This is a genomic window from Streptomyces apricus, from assembly GCF_008369065.1.
Taxonomy (GTDB): domain Bacteria; phylum Actinomycetota; class Actinomycetes; order Streptomycetales; family Streptomycetaceae; genus Streptomyces; species Streptomyces apricus.
Genome location: NZ_VDFC01000025.1, coordinates 63,808 through 82,799, shown reverse-complemented (window position 1 = coordinate 82,799; position 18,992 = coordinate 63,808). Strand labels below are relative to the sequence as shown.

The window sequence follows — 18,992 nt, the reverse complement described above, 5'->3', positions numbered from 1 at the left end:
CTGTGCGGGAAAACTGTACAAGAATGGCCAGGGTGATGAACCCGTGGAGGCTGAGGCTGCTCAGCCAGCTGGACACGCTCGGCACGGTGCGCGCGGTGGCGCAGGCCGCCCATCTCAGCCCGTCGAGCGTCTCCCAGCAGCTTGCCGTCCTGGAGACCGAGACCGGCACCGAGCTGCTGGAGCGCACCGGCCGGCGGGTACGGCTGACGCCGGCCGGACTGATCCTCGCGCAGCGGGCCCGCGCGATCCTCGACCACATGGACGACGTCGAGGGCGAACTGCGCGGCTTCGGCGAGGAGCCGTCGGGGCTGGTGAGGCTGGGCGTGTTCCAGAGCGCCGTCCACACGCTGGCCGTCCCGGCGGTGACGCGCCTCGCGACCGCCTACCCGCACCTGGACGTCGAGATCATCGAACTGGAACCGCACGCGAGCATGCCCGCCCTGCGCATGGCGGACGCGGACGTCATCCTCACCATGACCGACGTCGACGACCTTCCGCTGGGCCCGGACCTCGACCTGATACCGCTGGCCGAGGACCCGGTGCTCCTGGTCCTGCCCTCCGGACATCCCGCCGGACGCGGCCCCGCGGACCTGGCCGCCTTCGCGCACGAGGCATGGACCTTCGACATGCCCCGGTCCTACATGGCCGACCTCGCCCGGCGACTGTGCCGCCGGGCCCGTTTCGAACCACGGGTCGTGGGCCGTTTCAGCAACTACATGATGGCGCTGCAGCACGTCGAGGCCGGACTGTCCGTCACCCTCCTTCCGGCCCTCGCCGTCGCCCACAGCCGCTACGACGTGACCACACGCGAACTCGCCACCCCCGTCACCCGCACCATCACCGCGGTCATCCGCCGCGGCGCTCCCGCCCGCGCCGGCGTCCGCGTCGTTCTCGACGCCCTGCGGCACGACCCGGCACCCACGCCCCTCACCCCGCCCGCCGAGTGGGACACCGCGACGCCACCGGGCCATACGTCCGTGTCCTGAGCGGGGGAGAGAGGGCGGAGCTCAGGCGGTGGCCTGCTGCACGAGGTGGTCGACGACGTCGAGGTGGTTGTGCCGGTGGCGGTAGGCCGCCCGCTGGCGGTCGGCTCCGTTGCCCCGTGCGGCGAGGTCCCGACGGGCCGAGTCGACAGCGGGGACCTCGCCGGGCTCCAGAACGGGCGTGGCCGTGTCCCAGAGCTGCTCAAGACGGCGGGACGCGGGCTCCAGTCCGCTTGAGGCCAGGTCGATGCTCTGGCCCTTCACGCCGTCGCGGGCGGCGCGCCAGCAGGCCGCCCGCAGCATCTCCGCCTGGAGCCGCGGCCCGGGCTGCCCGTCGCGTACGGCGTCGAGGGCCGTGCCGGCGAGGCCTTTGACGGCTGCTGCCAGCAGGAGCGTGTCGTCGACGGTGGGAGCGGCGTCGGCCACCCGGATCTCCAGGGTCGGCACGTGGTGGGAGGGGCGGATGTCCCAGTAGAGGCCGCCGCGGTCCAGCAGGGTGTGGCTGCTGAGGAGATGGCCGAGCAGATCCTCGTAATGGGCGGCGGACTCGAAGTAGGGCGGGGGCCCGGCGACGGGCCAGCGTCCCCAGGTCAGGGTGCGCCAGCTGTCGTAGCCGGTGTCCTGGCCGTTCCAGTAGGGGGAGTTGCCGCTCAGGGCGATCAGCGCGGGCAGCCAGGGCCGCAGGTGGTTGCTGACGGCGAGCGCGGTGGGGAGGTCGGGCATCTCGACATGGACGTGGCAGGCGCACACGCTCTGTTCGTGGTCCAGGGCGCGGAAGGTGGCCAGGCTCTGCGCATAGCGGTCTCCGGCGGTCAGCGGCGGGGGAGTGTGCTGGCCCAGGACGGGTGTTCCGCTGGAAATGATGCGCAGACCCAGGCGGGCGGCGGCTTGTGCGACGGCCCGGCGGATGTGGCGCAGGTCGTCGCCCAGGTCGGTGAGGCTGGTGTGGGGGTGGGTGCGGACCTCGACCTGGTAGCGGGTCAGTTCGGTGGTGACCCGGTCGCCCAGTTGTGCGGCGGCCTCCGTGACGACCTTGTCCGCGCGGGTGCTGAGCTGCCGGGAGACCGGGTCCACCACCAGGTACTCCTCCTCCACACCGACCCGCACCACGGGTGCGGCGCCGGAGCGGCGGGAGGAGGCGGTGGCCACCGCCGAGCGTCCGGAGGCGGCTGTCCACTTCTCGCTCTTCATGGCGACGAGTGTGTCACTTACGGTGATCGCGCCGAGCGAAGGTTGGCCGGAAGGAGTCCCTGCGCGGCAACGCGTCAGCGCCTCAGCCGCGGCCGGCCCATTCCAGGACGGTGTCGGCGAACTCCTGCGGCACCTGCTCCGGCGCTGCCACGTGTCCGTCGGACAGCACCCTGGTCGGACAGCCCAGTGCCGCCGCGAACTTCGCCAGGGACGGCCGGGAGAACCGGTCGTCGGGGGCGCAGACCGCGAGCGTGCGTGCGGTGATCTCCGGCAGGCGCGGTTCCATGACGTAGCGGCGCACCGCCTCGTGGCCCTCCTCGACACGGTCGAGGACGGTCAGCGCGTCGACGACGTACCGGCCCAGGGCCGCTTCCTCGCCCGGCCGGTAGAAGCCGCGCCGCTTGTTCCACAGCTCCCGCAGGTGCGTGCCGTCGGGCGCGGGGTCGACGTGGTCGACGCTGCCGTGGGCGCCGTTGCGCTTCTCGTCGTCGACGAAGGAGGTCGCCGACAGCAGCAGGCTTGCCACCCGGCCTCGGAGGCGGGCCGCCACCTCGACGGCGACCACCCCGCCGGTGTGGTGCCCGACCAGGTGGAAGCGGTCCAGGCCGAGTGCCTCGACCAGGTCGCCGACGCCGTCCGCGAAACGCTCGACGGTGTGCGGCCCCTCGGGCTTCGCGGACGCTCCGTAGCCCAGGGTGTCCATCGCGATCGCCCGGTACCGGGCACCGACCAGGGGGAGCACGTCGAGGTACTCCGTCCAGGAGCGGGGCGTCTGGTGGAGCATCAGCACGGGAGCGCCGTCGCCGCACTCCACGTAGTGCAACTGGCCGAAGCGGCTGGGGGCGTAGCCCTTCCGCAGGGTGTTCGTGCCGGTGCCGGTGCCGGTGCCGGTGCCGGTGCCGGTGCCCGTGCCCGTGCCGGTCGTGTCCGTGGCGGTCACCGCCCGCTCACCAACGGGGTGTCGACGCCCACCGGGCCGAGCGGGGTAGCCCCGCCGGGGGAGCCGAGCGCGCTGTCCCGGCCGGGGAGGACCTCCGTGAAGAAGGTGCGGTTGTCCGCGCGGAAGTCGGGGTCCGCCTTGCGGTCCACCGTGATCGCCTGCTCGGGGCAGGCGACCTCGCAGGCCCCGCAGTCGATGCACTCCATGGGGTTGATGTAGAGCTTGCGCTCACCCTCGTAGATGCAGTCGACCGGGCACTCCTCCACGCAGGACCGGTCCATGATGTCGACGCAGGAGGCGCCGATGACGTACGTCATGGTGTGCTCAGTGCTCCTTCTCGGTGGAGTGCCCGGGGAACAGGGCCGCCTCCGGATCGATGACGGTGGCCGCGTTGTTGACGGCGGTGGCGGCCTCACCGAAGCCGACCGAGATGAGGCGGACCTTGCCGGGGTAGTCGGTGATGTCGCCCGCGGCGAACACCCGGGGCAGGTTGGTCGCCATACGGGTGTCGACGGTGATCTTCCGGGCCTGGAGCTCCAGCCCCCAGTGCTGCAGCGGGCCGAGGTCGGCGAGGAAGCCGAGCGCGGCGACGACGGTCCCGGCCGGGACGAGGCGGGTCTCCTTGGTGACGCGGTGCCGGATCTCGGCGTGCTCCGCCCGGTCGGTGCCGATGAGCCGGCTCACCTCGCAGTCGGTGACGATCTCCACGCCCAGGGCGCGGACCTTCTCGACGGACGCCGCGTGGGCGCGGAAGCGGGCGGTGCGGTGCACGAGGGTGACCGAGCGGGCGACCGGCGCGAGGAGGGCCGCCCAGTCGAAGGCGCTGTCACCGCCGCCGACGACCACCACGTCCCGGTCCGCGTGCACGGACGGGTCCGGCACGAAGTAGTCGAGGCCGCGGCCGAGGAACTCCTCCCCGGCGGGCAGCGGGCGCGGGGTGAACGTGCCCACGCCGCCCGTGACGACGACCGCCTTGGCGCGCACCGTCGCCCCCTGGTCGCTGCGGACCACCGGCAGGCCGTCGGCGTCGTACGCCAGCTCGGCCGCCCGGTGGCCCAGGAGGTAGCGCGGGGAGTACGACTCGGCCTGGGCGACGAGTCCGTCCACCAGGTCGCGGCCGCGCACGGACAGGAAGCCGGCGATGTCGAAGATCGGCTTCTCGGGGTACATCGCGCTGATCTGCCCGCCGAGCTGCGGCAGGACGTCCATGACGGTGACGGTCAGGCCGCGGAACCCCGCGTAGTAGGCGCCGTACAGGCCCGCCGGACCGGCGCCGATGATCAGGACGTCGGTGGCCAGGACGCCGGTGTCGTCGGTGAGTTGGCTCATGGTGCGAGCGTAGGAACGAGGCGGCGGTTCTCCCTACGGAGCCGTTCCGGTGAGCAGGACGGCCTCCTCACCGGGCCGCGCTCACCGGGTCGACTCACGGGCCGCACGACGCGGCGAGGGGCCCGCCGTTCGGCGGACCCCTTCGCGCGCGTACTTACGTGTCCCGTACCCCTCACCCGCGCGGCCGCGGAGCGCTCAGGCCAGGGAGCGCCCGATGCCGAGCGCGGCCGTCCGCAGGGCCGTCGCGTATCCGGCCGCATCCATCCGGTAGGTGGGCGCCGTGATGGACAACGCGCCCACCGGTGCCGTGTCTCCGGCGAACACCGGAACGGCCAGGCTCGCGTAACCGAGTCTGATCTCCTCGGACTCCAGGACGATGCCCTCCTCCCGGATCCGGTCGAGCTGGGCGCGCAGGCGGCCCGGCGAGATCACCGTGTGCCGGGTGATCGGCTTGAGGCCGCCCCGGACCACGTCGACGAAGAGCGACGGCGGCGAGTACGCGAGGATCGCCTTGCCGGTGCCCGTGCAGTACAGGGGCAGCCGGCCCGCCACCCGGGACTCGGCGTTCAGCCCGCGGTGCGGGAAGATCTTGTCCAGGTAGACGACGTCCAGGCTGTCGTGGATGGCGAAGTGGATGGTCTCCCGGGTGATCAGGAGGAGATCCTCCATGTACGGCTGCACGGCCTCGCGCAGGATGCGCTGACGGTGCACCCGCTGCCCCAGCTCGAACAGCCGCAGTCCGAGCCGGTAGTCGCACCCCTCCCGCTCCAGCAGCCCCCAGGTGACCAGCTCCTGGGCCAGCCGGTGCACCGTGGCCTTGGCCGCCCCCGAACGGCGTACCAGCTCGGCGAGCGAGAGGGCGGCGTCGTCGGAGGTGAAGGCCTCCAGGATCGGACGGACCTTCCCCAGAACGGAGTTCATGGGGTCGGTACCACCCGCCTCTGCACCGCCTGCCTCCGCACCGCCCGCATCGGCCCTGACCGCCTTGGCCCGCACCGTCCCGGATCGCGGCGCGGCGGGGTGCGCGGAGACCATGAGCCCCTGCTGCGCCGGGACGCCGAGGGGGCGCGGACCGGCCGGCGCCACGTCGGCCGGCGCCTTCATGTCGACTGCCCCGCGTCCACGGCCGCCGGGTCGATGACCGCGACGCCCATCCCGGTGAGCCACTCGGGCATCGGCTCGTACGCCAGACGCCGTGCGGGCGCGTGTTCCAGGGCGGCGGCCATCAGCAGCCACGTCCGGAGCTCCTGCGCGCCGTTGCCCGCTGCCTTCTCCAGCTCCTCGGACGTGAACGTGGTGAGGCGATGTGCCTCGCCGCGTTCGAGGAGGGTGAGGAACTCGTCGTCGAACTCCGGGGTGAGGGAGGCCTCGGCGGCCCGGATGATCTCGCGGCGGCGGGCGTCGTACTTCTGCCAGTTCGCGCGGCCGTCTAGCCAGGCGCCGACCATGAACTCCTCGTCGTCACCGTGCGGTTCGCGCCAGTCCGGCCAGGGCAGCCGGTGCGAGAGCCCGCCCGAGCCGACCACCGCGACCCGCCGGTCGCCGGGGAAGGAGTGCACGGCCTCGCGGACGGCGTGTCCCAGCTCCTCGCACCGCTGAAGGGTCGGCAGCGGATGCGCGAAGACGTTCACGACCAGCGGCACGATCTCCACGTCCAGCCCGTCGAGCAGGTACTGGATGGCATGCGACTGCCCGTGGTCGATCTGGAGCCGGGCGGAGAACGCGGGGTCGAAGCGCCCGCTCTCCACCAGCGACTCGGCGATGTGCCGCGCGAGCGGCACGTCGACCGGCTGCGGGCCCTTCGGGGTCCCGGACTCACCGCTCGCGACACACTCCCCGACGCCGATCGTGAACGGCGGGATCAGATCGAGCCAGAACCCGCGGAAGTGGTTCGAGCCGATCAGGACGACGGTGTCGGGGCGGGTCCGGGCCAGCTCGTCGCGGGCCTCGCGCAGCGCGTCACGGAAGCGTTCGGCCCGGTCCTTGTGGAGGGTCTCCTCCCAGTGCGTGTTCATCAGCGTGCTGTGGGAGGCCCCCACGCCGAGCACGATCTCGCTCATGCCGTTGCTCCTTCCGGCTCCACGACGGGCCCGGACCCCGTGGCGGAGACGCACTCCGCGTGGGAACGGGTGACGGTGTCGACCGCCGTGCGGATCAGGTGGCGGGTCAGTTTCTGCATCTCCCGTACGGAGACGGTGTTCATGCCGCGGGCGAAGTCGATGTCGAAGGGCGCCTCGGCCACCTTCGGCATGCCGACGCGCACCGTCGGGATGCCGCGCCCGCGCAGGATGTTCGCGTCGGTCGCGCCACTGTTGCCGCTCGCGGCCTCGTGCGGGCGCCCTTCGAGGGCCTCCCATCCGGCGACCGCGCTGCGGAAGATCCAGCTCTCCCGGCTGGTGGTGGTCCCCGGGACGGCGAGGATCATCTCGACCGTGGCGTCGAGCCCCGGCATCGAGCGCTTCAACTCCGAGATGGCCGAGGTGAATTCACGCTTCGCCCGGATGGGCGTCGTCCCCGGGGCGATGCGCAGGTCGACGCGGAGCGTGCACGCCGCCGGGGTCACGGCTGCCATGCGCGGCCAGCCGCCCCGCACCGACGACACGATGCCCTGCGGCGCGACCGTGCCGCCGGTGTGCCGCTTCGCGTATTCGGCGAACCACTCCTCCAGGTACCGTACGACGTCGCCGGCGCGGCTGATCGCGTTGTCGTACGGGAGCCGGTGGCGCGAGCCCACGTAGGTGTGGGTGCCGTGCACCGTCACCTCGAACCACACCAGGCCGACCTCGTCCCACGACACGGTCCAGCCGGGTTTGGCGATGACCGCGAAGTCGGTGTGGACGCCCTGTTCGAGGAGGAACGAACAGCCCGCCCCCTGGCCGGTGTTGAGCCGGTCGCTGCCCGGCCGGGCGTTGGTCGGCATGCCGCCGGCGCCGAACGCGGCCACCAGATCGCCGGTCAGCGGGACTCCGGCCAGCGCGATCGCCTCGGCGGCCATCATCACGCAGGCCGCGTGGCCCTTGGGGTTGGAGGCGCCGAGGCCGGTCACCAGGTCGTCGTAGACGGTGGCCTCGGGGCGCATGTCCTCGCGCAGCTTCGGCCCGATCCAGGGCACGTCCTCGCTCTCGTCGCCCACGGTCAGGGTGTCGATGGGCGCGTACAGCATCAGATCGGGTCCGGTGCCGTCGCCTTCGAGGCGGGCCCAGGCGTTCGCCTGGCGGGCGTCGAGCGGCTGACAGGTCGCGCGCAGTCCGACCGATGCGAGGGTCCCGGCGATGTGTTCGGCGAGGGGCCGCTCGTCGCCGGTCGGACTGGCGATCCCGACGAGGCCGACGATCAGCTCGCGCAGCCGCTCGTCGGTGACATGCCCCCAGGCCTCCGTCACCCAGGTGCGACGGCGGTCGTCGAGCCCGGAGAGCCCGGAGAGTCCGGAGGGCTCGCCGGGTCCGTCGAGAGGTGCGTCGCCGCTCACTGGTTGACCCGGTGGACCTGGGTCATCGTCTTCTCCGCGAACAACTGCTTGGCCCGGGGCAGCGCCACCGCGACGGCGACACCGAGCAGGATCTTGACCAGGGTGCGGGCCATGATCAGGCCTCCGTTCCGGTGGTGTCCGCGGTGGGTTCGGTGACGCCGGCGGCGGCGAGCTTCTTCGCGTACTCCTCCTCGCCGAGGTTGCGCCAGGCGGTCAGGGAGACGTCGGGGCGGTAGAGCTTCTCCGGGGGCGCGTCGGTCACGTCGACCATCCAGGCGTCCTGGCCCGAGAACTGGCCGTGGAACAGCCAGCGGATGGCGCCGAGGTACTTGCCGTAGAAGCGGAGGGTGTCCCAGCCCTGCTTGAAGTTGACCATCACGCCGACGTACATGTGGTGGTCGTCGTCGATCGGTACGTAGAACTCGTAGTGCATGAAGGTGGGGTAGGCGATCCGCAGCATGCCCGGCATCGACAGGGACGCGAAGCCGGGGAAGCCCTGGGACTCGATCACCGGGTCGACCTTGTCGGTCGCGCCGGTGTTGCCGAGGTTGAACGTCCCCTCCGGCGGCTGCTTCATCCACCACCGCTTGTTGGTCCAGCGGCCCACGCCCGGGAAGTCGGCCTCCCAGTAGACCTCGTCCTGGACGCGGTAGATCCAGCGGCCCTCCGGCACGATCCGCGTGATGTTCCACGTCGGCATCGGCTTGAACAGCCGCCACAGCGCCGTGCGGTGGAGGTACTTGGCGTGCCCTTCGTCGAAGCCGTTCTCGCAGGCGAAGCGCCAGTTGCCGCCCCGCGGATCGAAGCGGCCGCCCATCACGAAGGCGTTCGACACCAGCTCCTCGGGCAGCTGCTCGTCGATGGGGTGCGGTTCCTCGTCGGCGAGGGGCATGTACACCCAGACCATGCCGAGCCGCTCCTCGACGGCGTACGTGCGCACGCCCAGCTTGCCCGTGAGGCGGCAGCCGGGACCGTCGGTGATGACCGCGGACAGACTGCCCGTGGGCAGGTCGAAGGTCCAGCCGTGATACGGGCAGCTGACGGTGCCGGGGAACTGCTGGTTGCCCTCCGACAGCGGGACGCCGCGGTGCGGGCAGCGGTCGTGCAGCGCGTACGCCTTGCCGTTGTCGCGGATCAGCGTGATCTTCTCGCCGCAGAGCGTGAACGGCTTCGGGTCGCCGGTGATGTGGCTCGCCCAGGTGACCGGGTACCAGTAGCCGCGGAAACCGGACGCCGCCTTGTCGTAGTGGGGCCAGGACGACCAGTCCTGCCGGCCGATCTTCTCGGCGGATGCGCGGGGCGCCTTGACGGGCTCCTTCGCTGCGGTCTTCCGTGCGGCGGGGGATCGTTCGCTCGTCGTCATCTCGTCGTGGCCTCCTGCTCCGGTGGGTGTGCGGCACGAGCATCCGGTGCGGCGTGACGCCTGCCTATGAACCTGTTCCGGTGAACGGACCGCGACCGGAGCGCCGGCCGCGCGCTCGGCCCGGGGCAGGCGCGCGAGTCCGTGTTGCGGGTGCGCTGTGGCTGGTCGCGCAGTTCCCCGCGCCCCTGAGATGCATGGCCCTTCGGGCCGCACCTCCCCGACAGGGGCACAGCGGCGAAGCCGCATGTCTTTAGGGGCGCGGGGAACTGCGCGACCAGCCACGACGCGCCCGCACCCCGCAACGGCCGCGCAGCCCCGCGGCGTCACCCGGGCAGCAGGACCGCCCGCCCCCGCACCCGTCCAGCCCGCAGAGCGGCGAGCGCCGCGGGCGCCTCCGTCAGGGTGAACTCCTCTACCGCCAGCGTCAGTTCGCCCTCGGAGAGGCGTCGGACCAGGTCGCCGGAGACCTCGTGGGCCCGGCGTTCCTGGCGGATCATGTTCACCGGCAGCAGCGCCACCTCGTCGAGCAGCCAGCTCGGCAGGTCGAGCTCGACGTGCGGACCCGCCACGTACCCGATGACCACGGCGCGTCCGCCCCGCCGCACCCACCGGCTACGGCCGACCAGGCCCGCGCCGCCGAGCGTGTCGACGAGCAGCGAGGCCGGCCGGTCCCGGGCGAGACCTTCCGCGTCGTCCAGCGTCAGGGCCTCCACCCCCTTCGGCACGTCCGCCAGCTGGTCCTCCCGGCCGACTACGCCGGTCACCCGCGCACCCGTGGCCAGCGCCTGCTGCGCCACCATCGCGCCGACCGCGCCGGCGGCACCGACCACCACGACGTCCTCGTCCTGGCCGATCCGGGCGATGTCGTGCAGCGCCACGTACGCGGTCGTGGCGGGGACGAAGAAGCTCGCCGCCACCGCGGGGGCGAGCGGGGCGTCGAGCGGAGTGACGGCCTTGCGCTTCACGCTGACCCGCTCGGTCCACGTGCCGTCACGCAGCAGGCCCAGGCCGCCGCCGCGCAGCACGACCTGGGTGCCGGGCGTGAGACCGGAGTCGGCGTCCGCCTCCAGGACCGTGCCCGCGCCCTCGACACCGCCGACGTACGGAAGCGGGGGCTTGAGCTCGAAGTCGCCGGACGCGACCGTCGCGTCGAGGTGCGAGACGCCACCGGCCGTGACCTGGACGAGGACCTCTCCCGGCGCGCGGACGGGCTCGGGCACCTCGTCGAGGACCGGAGCGGCGCCCCACGCGTGGAACCGGACCGCCCGCATCAACCGGCTGCCTTGCCGATGAATTCGAGGCTGAGGCGGTTGTAGAGCTCGGCCTGCTCGTGCTGCGGCCAGTGCCCGCAGTTCTCGAAGAGTTCCAGGCGCGAGCCGGGGATGCCCTCGTGCAGCGCCGTCGCCTCGGGGGTGTCGCCGAACGGGTTCTGGCGTCCCCACACCACCAGCGTCGGCTGGGTGATCCGCGCCAGGTCCTCGGGGCGCAGCAGGTTGCGCAGGCGGCGCTCCATGTCCTGGAGGGAGAGGAGGTTGTCGACGCCCGCGACGAACTCCGGCGTGTGGTAGATCGCGTGCCGGACCTCCACGAGTTCCTCGGTGGCGGAGGCGTCGTCGGCCATGAGCAGCCGCATCCGCTTGCGGGTGAGCTCGATGTCGTCGGACGTGACGGCCTCCTTGGTGCTGGTGCGGATGCGGTCCATCACCTCGGGGTTGGCTACGGTGCCGCCGGAGCACAGGAGCTGGAGGCTGCGCACCCGCTCGGGGTGCTCGACGGCGGCGCGGGCGCCGACCCAGCCGCCCAGGGACTCGCCGACGATGTGGACGCTGTCGACCCCGACGGCGTCCAGGTAGTCGATCAGGTGGGCGACGTAGTCGGCGATCTCGTACGGCTTGTCGGGCTTGCCGGTGTAGCCGTGGCCGAGCATGTCGATGGCGTGCAGGTCGTAGGCGGCGTGCGCGGTGATGTTGCGCGCGAAGGCCTCCAGGTGACCGCTGGTGCCGTGCAGGAAGACGACGGCCTGGGCGGTCGGGTCACCGGCGCGCAGGGTGCGGGTGGGGACTCCGGCGGCGTCGACGTACTCGACGCGGAAGGGGGTGGGGCTGATCTCGGTCCAGATGGACATGGTGCGCTCCGAGGGGCTGTCGGGGAGGGGAGGGGTTCAGCTCAAGGAGTCGAGGAAGCCGCTGACCACCGAGTGGTACGCCTCGGGGCGCTCCTCCTCCAGGTGGTGGGAGGTGTGGTCCATCACGTGGAGGTTCCCGTTCGGCACCATGCGGGCCAGCATCAGCGGGTAGTCCGGGGTGAGGAACGCGTCCTGCATGCCCCACATGAACAGCGTGGGGGCCTGGATCCGCCCCAGTTCCTCGGTGAGGTCCTGCCAGTCGCCGCGCGGCGAGTCGGACATGGCCGCCAGCGCGCGCTCCTCCTCGTCGAGGCTCTGCTCGTAGCGCAGCGTCAGCGTCTCCTCGGGGAGCTTCGTGCCGTCGTACCACTCCAGCTTCGTGATGAGGTCCCGCATCTTCTCGCGGGTCGGGCCCTCGCCGCCGTAGTAGACGTCGCGGGCCGTGCGGCCGCGGTGACCGTTCTCCGGGAGCGGGGCGAGCGGCCCGTAGAAGACGGGCATGCTGCCGGTGATGACCAGGGACCGGACGCGGTCCGGGTACTTCGCGGCGAGGTTGAGGGCGATGGTGCCGCCCCATGAGCTGCACACGAAGTCGGCGCGGTCGACGCCGAGCGTGTCGAGGAGGCCGACGGTCTTCGCCGCGTGGTGGTCCCACATCGGCCCCTGGATGGCGGACTTCTCCGACTTGCCGTACTGCTGGATGTCGACGAGCAGACAGCGCCGGTCGGCCGCGAACAGGTGCGCGACGGGCCCGAAGTCGCTCCACGCGGTGCAGCCAGGGCCGCCGCCGTGCAGGAACACGGTGTCGGGCCCCGAGCCGAGGTCGTGGTAGTGGTAGCGGATGCCCGCGCCGTCCGCGTAGTGGCTCTCCGGTGCTGGTGACATGCGAGTCCTTCCGTGGGAGTGCAGGGGGACGGTGTCGAGCCCATCACCGGGCGGGGCGCGGGCCCAGCGTCGCGGTCCGTTCAGCGAACCGCTCCCATCGGGCGACCCGGGTGACCAGCGGGCGACCCGGCTGACCACCGGGCGACCCGGACGACCGCTCACTGCGCGGTGTAGCCGCCGTCCGCGTGCACCACCGCGCCGGTGGTGAAGGACGAGCCGGCGGCGAGCAGCGGGAGCACCGCGTGCGCGATGTCCTCGGGCCTGCCCCAGCGGCCCAGCGGCACCTTGGCGGTGAAAGCGGCCTGGGCGGCGGCGTCGGTGGCGGTGGCACTCTCGTTCATGGGGGTGCGCACGGGGCCGGGGGCGACGCAATTCACGGTGACACCGGTCCCCGCGACCTCCAGGGCCGCCGACCTGGTGAGCGCGGCGACCGCGCCCTTGGTGGCGGCGTAACCGCCCCGTTCGGGGGCGCCGGTCGAGCCGAGCACGGAGCCGATCGTGACGATGCGCCCGTGCCCCGCGTCGAGCATGCCGGGCAGGACGGCGCGCATCGCCAACCATGTGCCGATGACGTTCGTGTCGAGGGCGGCGCGGAAGTCGTCGGGCGTGAGGTCGAGCACCGAGCCGCGGGCCAGCTGCCCGGCGGCCGTCACCAGGCCGGTGACGGGACCCCAGCGTTCGGCGGCCCGGCGCACGACCTCGGCCAGCGCGTCGGCGTCGGTGGTGTCCGCGACCACCGCCGACTGCCGGTCGCCCGCGATGCTTTCGAGCTGCTTGGCCGCCGCGCGGCAGCGGTCCTCGGAACGCCCGGTGACCACCACGGGGCGCCCGGTACGGGCCACCGCCTCCGCGACGGCCAGGCCGATCCCGCTCGTGCCGCCCGTGACGAGCACGGCCCCGCCCCGCGCGGCTTCGTCGGTGTGCGGAGTCTCGGTGTGCGGAGTCTCGCTGTGCTGGGTCTCGGTGTGCTGTGGGGAATTCATCCGCCGAGCATGCGGAACGTACGGGAACACACCAATGCGGGTGGTCCGGTCACCGGAACCGGTCACCGGAACTTGTCACCGGACCACCCGCGCCGGACCGGCCTCACCGCCCGGTGAACACCGGCGCCCGCTTGTCGAGGAACGCCTGCAGCCCCTCCGCCGTGTCGGCCGTCCCTATCAGCTCGGCCACACCCTGCTCCTCGCGCTCCAGCGCCTGTTCGATGGGCAGCCCGTACCCCTCGTCGACGACCCGCTTGAGCAGGGCGATGGTGGCGGTCGGCTGCGCCGCGAGGCGGCGGGCCCGCTCGGCGACCGTCGCCTCGAACCCGTCCTGCTCCACCACGACGTCGACGAGTCCGAGTTCCAGGGCGCGCTGCGGTGTCAGCCTGTCCCCCTCGATCATCAGGCGCTTCGCCAGGTGGGGGCCGACGAGCCGGGGGAGCCGCTGACTGCCCCCGGCCCCCGGGAACAGCCCGAGCCGCATCTCCGGAAAGCCGAACGTGGCCTCCGTGGAGATGATCCGCAGGTCGCAGGCGAGCGACAACTCGGCGCCCCCGCCCAGCGCGTGGCCGTTCATCGCCGCGACGACCGGCTTGGGGGCCTGCTCGATCATCCGCTGTACGTGGATCCAGCGGCGCATCTTCGCCTGGTTCTGCGCGGACAGGTCCCGCATGACGGCGATGTCGGCACCGGCGACGAAGAACCGGCCGGTGCCGGTGACCACGATGCAGCGCACCTCCGGATCGGCGGCCAGCGGCGGCAGGGTCGCGAGGAGCTCCTCGATCATCGCCGGGTCCACGGCGTTCGCCTTGGGACGGTCCACACGGACCGTGGCCACGGCGCCGTCCCGCGTCACATGCAGTACGGAGGTCTTCTCTTCGGCCGGCTTCTCTTCGGTCGGCTTCTCCTGGGTCGGCTTCTCCTGTGTCATCCTCGCCTCGCTCACTCGGTCACTCCCTCCGCGGCCAGCGCCGCCAGCTGTTCGTCGCCCAGGCCCAGCAGTTCCCGCAGTACCTCGTCGGTGTGCTGGCCGAGGAGGGGTGCGGGCCGGTCGATCCCGCCGGGCGTCGCGGCCAGCCGCGCGACGACGCCCTCGTGCCGGACCGGTCCGGTGAGGGGGTGGTCCAGGACGGGGTAGAAGCCGCGGGCCGCGAGCTGCTCGTCGGCCTCGACCAGGTCCTGCCCGGTCGCCACGACCGCCGCCGCGATGCCCTCCGCCTGGAGCGTCTGGGCGAGTTTGTGCGCGTCGTGCCGGCCCGTCCAGGCGGCGAGGACGGCGTCGATCCCATCCTCGTGCGCCCGGCGAGCTGCCAAGTCGCCGTCACTGCAAGGGAGTTCGGCGAGGCGCGTCAGGGCGTGCCACTGTGCTTCGTCGGTCACCGACACCGCCACCCACCGGTCGTCCCCGGCCGCCGGATACACCCCGTGCGGCACGGCCTGCGGCGACCGGTTCGGGAACTCGGCGGTCCGGGGCTCCGGCCCACCGTCGGTCAGGACGGATTCCAGGACGGATTCCAGGACGGATTCCAGGACGGGTTCCAGGGCGGCCGGGCCCATCGCCGCGGCCATCGCCTCCAGCTGGGACAGGTCCACGTGGCCGCCGCGCCCACGCGCCAGCAGGTCGAGCGTGGCCAGCACCGCGGAATTGGCCGCGATCATGTCGCCGAGCCCGAAGGTCAGGCCCTGCGGCGGGCCGCCCGGGTCGCGGGTCTCGGCGGCCAGGCCGGACATCGCGGCGAGCGTGTCGGCGAACGTGACGGCGGTGCGCCAGGGCCCGGTCTGCCCGACGCCCGCCATCGACACCAGGATCACGTCCGGGTTGAGTTCGCGCAGCGACGCGTAGTCCATGCCCCAGCGGGCGAGCACGCCCGGGCTGAAGTTCTCCACGACGACGTCGCAGTGCGGGACCAGCTCGCGCAGCAGCCGCCGGCCCTCCTCGGTCCGCAGGTTCAGGGCGACGCCGCGCTTGTTGCGGTTGAAGTTGATGAAGTAGCCGCTGTCGTCGGGGTCGGAACCCGGCCGCAGATGCATCGACGGCGCGAACCGTGTGGGGTCCTGGCGGTGCCGCGACTCGATCTTGACGATGTCCGCTCCGTGCTCTCCGAGCTGCTTGGTCACGTACGGACCGGCGAGGACCCACGTCAGGTCGAGGACCCGCACCCCTTCCAGGGCTCGGGACCCCGGCCGTTCAGCCCTGTGACGCGTCCGGCCGGAGCCGTGCCACGGCGCGTCGCCCTCCGCCCGGTGCAGCGCGGGCAGCGTGACCGGTCGCGGCAGCGCCGCCCACGGAAAGCCGACGTCCTCGACGCCGCCGTCCGGCAGCCCCTCGCCGGTGATGGTGACCAGGGACTCGCGGGCGCGCAGCTGCGGGTTGTCGGTCAGACGCGCGGCCGGTACGACCTCCGCCCACGGCAGGGCCCGCTCCCGCGCCTCCGCGGCCAGTTCGGCGGCCGACCACGGCGCCGCGAACCGCCGCACGACGGCATCCACATGGGGACGCTGCCGCCATCGGTACGTGGCGTCCTGCCAGCGCTCGTCGAAGAGGTCACCGGCCTCGCCCCGCTCGGCCATCCACGCCAGCAGATCCGTCCACATCCGGTTGCTGCCGGAGTAACCCCCGGCCACGTACCCGTCCGCCGTCTCGAAGATCCGGTGCGCCACGTGCTCGTACACCCCGCCGGTGCGTACGGGGAAACGCCCGGCGTGGATCCAGGCGAGGGCGGCGGTCTCCAGCGTGGCGGCGACGGCCTCCTGCGCGGAGACGTCGACCAGCTGAGGGGTGCCCGACACGACGGCCAGCAGCGCCCCGATCGCCGCGTGGGCGCCCGCGATCTGCAGTGCCTGCTCGCGCGGCGGCGGCTTGGGCTGCCCGTCGGGGCGCCCGCCGAGCCAGGTCATGCCGCCCGCCGACGCCAGCACCAGATCGTCGCCGGTCCAGTCGCGGCGCGGCCCGGTCAGCCCGAAGGGCGTCACCACCACGTGCACGGTGTGCGGCCACCGGGACGAGCCGTCCTCCCGCAGGCCGCGCAGCCGCGCCACGGGGCCGCTCTCCAGAATGACGTCGGCGGCCGACGCCAGTGCGTCGAGCCCGGCCGGGTCCGCCGCCGGCACCCAGCGCTTGCCCGCGTGCCAGTGCGCCCGGGCCGCCGGGCCGAGCCCGGTGCCCGGCTCGGTCCGTACGACGTCGGCGCCGGTCCCGACGAGCAACCGGGCGCCCTGGAAGGCGAGTTCATCGGTCAGGTCGAGCACGCGCAGTGCTGCCGCGTCCGTGTCCGGTTCCACCACGGCTCCTCCCCTCACGTGTCCGCAGCCTTTGCGGAATCTCACGATCAACGGGGGAGGGGAGGCGGGCCACCGGGGTGTTCTGCTGACCGGACCCGGACCCGGACCCGGAACGGGCTCCGGGGCATGGCCCGCAGACAGCGGCGGGCGAGGCTTCAGCTCACGGCATGGGCGGGACGCACCCCGGCCGGCTTCGGCCCGCGTACCGTGCGTGCCGTGCGCGCCGCGCGTGCCGCTCCGTACGACGGACTCTCCTTCGTCTTCTGCGCCACGCCGCGCTCGATGCTGTCCGCCGCGGCCCGCAGCATCGAGAGGTGTCGCTCCACCGACACCTGCGCGATCGGTCCGGTGACCGAGAGCGCCGCATACTCCGTCCCGGCCAGGGCCACCGGTACGGCGAGGCTGGCGTCTCCGGTCCTGACCCCTTCGCGCTCCAGCGCGTACCCCTGACGCGCCGCCCTGGACAGCCGCTGGGCAAGGACCCGCGGGTCCGTCACGGAGCGCGGGGTCAGTACGGGCAGCCCCGCGTCGGCGAGCGCCGCCACCCGCTCGGGCCCGTCCGCCGCCAGGGCGAGCAGCATCTGACCGGTCGCCGTACAGGAGGCGGGGAGGCGACCGCCGACGTACGAATGGGTGAGCACATTGGCCTCACCGGCGATCTTCTCCAGGAACAGGACGTGGGTACCGTCGAGGACCGCGAGGTGCACGGCCGTGCGGATCCGGGTGAACAGGTCGGCCATGAGCGGGCGGGCCACGGTCCGCAGCACGGCGGAGGCGGGCACCCGCTGTCCCAGGTGGAAGAGCCTGATGCCGAGCTCGTACGTCTCACCGTGCCGGTCGAGCAACCCCCACTGCACCAGTTCCCGGGCGAGGCGGTACGCCGACGCCTTGGGTACGCCCGAGCGGCGGCTCAGCTCGCTCAGCCGCAGCCGGTCCGCGCCCGACTCGAACGCGGCGAGCAGCAACTGAGCCTTGCCCAGGACGGAATTGGGCAGCAGGACGTCCTCGTCGGCGTACGACCCCATTAGCCGTCCCCTCAATTCGTCGCATGGCGGTACAGGCCATTTGAAGTGCAACAACGCCGTGTTGCATAGAGGGGCGGGGGTGTAAACATCAGGCAACAGGCGCGGTGACGCTCTTCCGTCACACTGCCGGCGTCGGACGCGCTGACCACGCGTCGCGTCGTGGACGCCCCCCGGTCGTGCCGGTCCGCCAGGTGGGACGGCACGCTTTCCGTCGGCCTCCCCGGGTGCCAGGTTTCCGCCACCTCGACAGCATTCCGACCCGGAGGTCGCATCCGATGTCCTGTCCCCACCGCACAAGACGGCGCCCGGTGGGCGCCGTGCTCACCCTGCTCGCGCTCCTCCTCGCCACCGCCTGCGGCGCGGGCACCACCGACTCGGCGGGGTCCGCGAGCGGCAAGAGCCCGACCGTCCGGATCGCGCTCGGCGTCGACGGGTCGTACGCCCCGCTGTACCTGGCTGCCGAGCGCGGCATGTTCGAGAAGGCCGGCCTCGACGTGCACCTGGTGAAGGTGGAGGGCGGGCCCGCCGCGGCCCAGGCGGTCACGGCCGGTACCGCGCAGATGTCGGCCAACGCGGACTCCACCGCGCTGCCGCAGATGGTGAGCAACCCGCGCCTGCGCGCCCTGGGCGTCTTCCAGTCCTCGGGCCGCTACCTCAAGGTCGTCCTGCGCAAGGACGTCGCCTCGCCGCGCGAGATCAGGACGATGGGTTCGATCCAGGGCATCGGCCTGTACGCCACGCACGAGTACCTGCGGCACCACGGCATCGACCCGGACTCCGTGAAGATCGAGCAGAGCTCGCCGCAGGAGATTCCCACCATGCTCCAGCGCGGCGACATCGACGGTTACATCCTCTTCGACCCCTGGGCGGCCAAGGGCGTCGCGGCGGGCGGCCGCATCGCCGGTTCCATCGGCGACTTCGGTGTCACGTACAAGCAGTGGCTGCTCGCGGACGACACGTGGCTGAAGGAGAACGAGGAACTCGCCGGGAAGGTGTTCAAGGTGGTCGCGGAGGCCGGCCGGCTGGTGACGAAGGACCCGCACGCGGCCGCCCTCGCCGCGCAGAAGCAGGCCCAGCTGCCGGTGGCGCAGACGGAGAAGGGCGTCGGCGAGATCTCCTTCGCGTCCCGTTCCCTGACCTCGGCCGATGTCGCCTCCGCGCGCGAGATCGTGGACTTCCTCCTCGCGCAGAAGCTCATCCGGAGCGCACCCGACTACGACACCGTGCTGCTGCGCGGCTGGTACGACCAGCACGCCGGGTGACCGCCTCCGACGAGCCGTGTCCGGACTGTCCCGCTGAGCGGACCGTCGCACATGCACGTGCCCTTCACCCGGCAGTAGCGTTCGCCCACTCGCGGGCCCGCACCCCGATGACCTGCCTAGAAGCACCCCACTCCGAGGTGACCATGCAGACAACG

The 18,992-nt window shown here is 72.5% G+C and carries 17 protein-coding genes; 2 read left to right on the top strand and 15 right to left on the bottom strand.

The genetic code is table 11. From position 1 onward, the window contains the following. Nucleotides 1-35: 35 nt before the first annotated feature. On the top strand, nt 36-986 hold the full coding sequence (locus FGF04_RS09290) for a LysR family transcriptional regulator (protein WP_223146360.1): 951 nt from the start codon (nt 36-38) through the stop codon (nt 984-986). A gap of 21 nt (nt 987-1,007) precedes the next feature. On the opposite strand, the gene FGF04_RS09285 is transcribed toward FGF04_RS09290, so the two are convergent. The 15 genes from FGF04_RS09285 to FGF04_RS09215 form a co-directional block, all read right to left on the bottom strand. Further along, nucleotides 1,008-2,174 (bottom strand): carboxylate-amine ligase, encoded by a 1,167-nt coding sequence (locus FGF04_RS09285; RefSeq protein ID WP_149510780.1) that lies wholly within the window; start codon nt 2,172-2,174, stop codon nt 1,008-1,010. Nucleotides 2,175-2,256: 82 nt separating this feature from the next. Beyond that, on the bottom strand, nt 2,257-3,033 hold the full coding sequence (locus FGF04_RS09280; RefSeq protein ID WP_188114013.1) for an alpha/beta fold hydrolase: 777 nt from the start codon (nt 3,031-3,033) through the stop codon (nt 2,257-2,259). Nucleotides 3,034-3,110: 77 nt separating this feature from the next. After that, the gene (gene fdxA, locus FGF04_RS09275) at nt 3,111-3,431 is read right to left on the bottom strand and encodes a ferredoxin (protein ID WP_149510778.1); all 321 of its coding nucleotides are present in this window, start codon (nt 3,429-3,431) and stop codon (nt 3,111-3,113) included. A 7-nt stretch (nt 3,432-3,438) separates the two neighbouring features. Continuing rightward, nucleotides 3,439-4,443 carry an NAD(P)/FAD-dependent oxidoreductase gene (locus FGF04_RS09270; RefSeq protein WP_149510777.1) on the bottom strand — a complete coding sequence of 335 codons (1,005 nt, stop codon included), beginning with the start codon at nt 4,441-4,443 and terminating at the stop codon, nt 3,439-3,441. A 195-nt stretch (nt 4,444-4,638) separates the two neighbouring features. Next, nucleotides 4,639-5,364, bottom strand: coding sequence for an IclR family transcriptional regulator (locus FGF04_RS09265; protein ID WP_235882254.1), 726 nt, complete (start codon nt 5,362-5,364; stop codon nt 4,639-4,641). 179 nt (nt 5,365-5,543) lie between these two features. Continuing rightward, on the bottom strand, nt 5,544-6,503 hold the full coding sequence (locus FGF04_RS09260) for a DODA-type extradiol aromatic ring-opening family dioxygenase (protein WP_149510775.1): 960 nt from the start codon (nt 6,501-6,503) through the stop codon (nt 5,544-5,546). Beyond that, nucleotides 6,500-7,912: a M20 family metallopeptidase gene (locus FGF04_RS09255; RefSeq protein ID WP_149510774.1), complete on the bottom strand. Its 1,413-nt coding sequence runs from the start codon at nt 7,910-7,912 to the stop codon at nt 6,500-6,502. The genes FGF04_RS09260 and FGF04_RS09255 overlap by 4 nt, the downstream gene beginning before the upstream one ends. A 115-nt stretch (nt 7,913-8,027) precedes the next feature. Continuing rightward, nucleotides 8,028-9,275: an aromatic ring-hydroxylating oxygenase subunit alpha gene (locus FGF04_RS09250; RefSeq protein WP_149510773.1), complete on the bottom strand. Its 1,248-nt coding sequence runs from the start codon at nt 9,273-9,275 to the stop codon at nt 8,028-8,030. A gap of 323 nt (nt 9,276-9,598) precedes the next feature. Then, nucleotides 9,599-10,546: an alcohol dehydrogenase catalytic domain-containing protein gene (locus FGF04_RS09245; protein WP_149510772.1), complete on the bottom strand. Its 948-nt coding sequence runs from the start codon at nt 10,544-10,546 to the stop codon at nt 9,599-9,601. After that, complete coding sequence (locus tag FGF04_RS09240; protein ID WP_149510771.1) at nt 10,546-11,400, bottom strand: alpha/beta fold hydrolase; 855 nt, start codon at nt 11,398-11,400, stop codon at nt 10,546-10,548. The genes FGF04_RS09245 and FGF04_RS09240 overlap by 1 nt, the downstream gene beginning before the upstream one ends. A gap of 36 nt (nt 11,401-11,436) precedes the next feature. Further along, nucleotides 11,437-12,285 (bottom strand): alpha/beta fold hydrolase, encoded by an 849-nt coding sequence (locus tag FGF04_RS09235; protein ID WP_149510770.1) that lies wholly within the window; start codon nt 12,283-12,285, stop codon nt 11,437-11,439. A 158-nt stretch (nt 12,286-12,443) separates the two neighbouring features. Continuing rightward, the gene (locus tag FGF04_RS09230) at nt 12,444-13,268 is read right to left on the bottom strand and encodes an SDR family NAD(P)-dependent oxidoreductase (RefSeq protein WP_149510769.1); all 825 of its coding nucleotides are present in this window, start codon (nt 13,266-13,268) and stop codon (nt 12,444-12,446) included. A gap of 103 nt (nt 13,269-13,371) precedes the next feature. Next, nucleotides 13,372-14,214, bottom strand: coding sequence for an enoyl-CoA hydratase/isomerase family protein (locus FGF04_RS09225; RefSeq protein WP_235882253.1), 843 nt, complete (start codon nt 14,212-14,214; stop codon nt 13,372-13,374). Next, nucleotides 14,211-16,550 carry a CaiB/BaiF CoA-transferase family protein gene (locus FGF04_RS09220; RefSeq protein ID WP_235882252.1) on the bottom strand — a complete coding sequence of 780 codons (2,340 nt, stop codon included), beginning with the start codon at nt 16,548-16,550 and terminating at the stop codon, nt 14,211-14,213. The genes FGF04_RS09225 and FGF04_RS09220 overlap by 4 nt, the downstream gene beginning before the upstream one ends. 155 nt (nt 16,551-16,705) lie before the next feature. After that, nucleotides 16,706-17,575, bottom strand: coding sequence for an IclR family transcriptional regulator (locus FGF04_RS09215; RefSeq protein ID WP_149510768.1), 870 nt, complete (start codon nt 17,573-17,575; stop codon nt 16,706-16,708). A 308-nt stretch (nt 17,576-17,883) separates the two neighbouring features. Here FGF04_RS09215 and FGF04_RS09210 point away from each other — a divergent pair, with 308 nt between their 5' ends. Next, complete coding sequence (locus FGF04_RS09210) at nt 17,884-18,837, top strand: ABC transporter substrate-binding protein (RefSeq protein ID WP_235882251.1); 954 nt, start codon at nt 17,884-17,886, stop codon at nt 18,835-18,837. Nucleotides 18,838-18,992 lie beyond the last annotated feature (155 nt).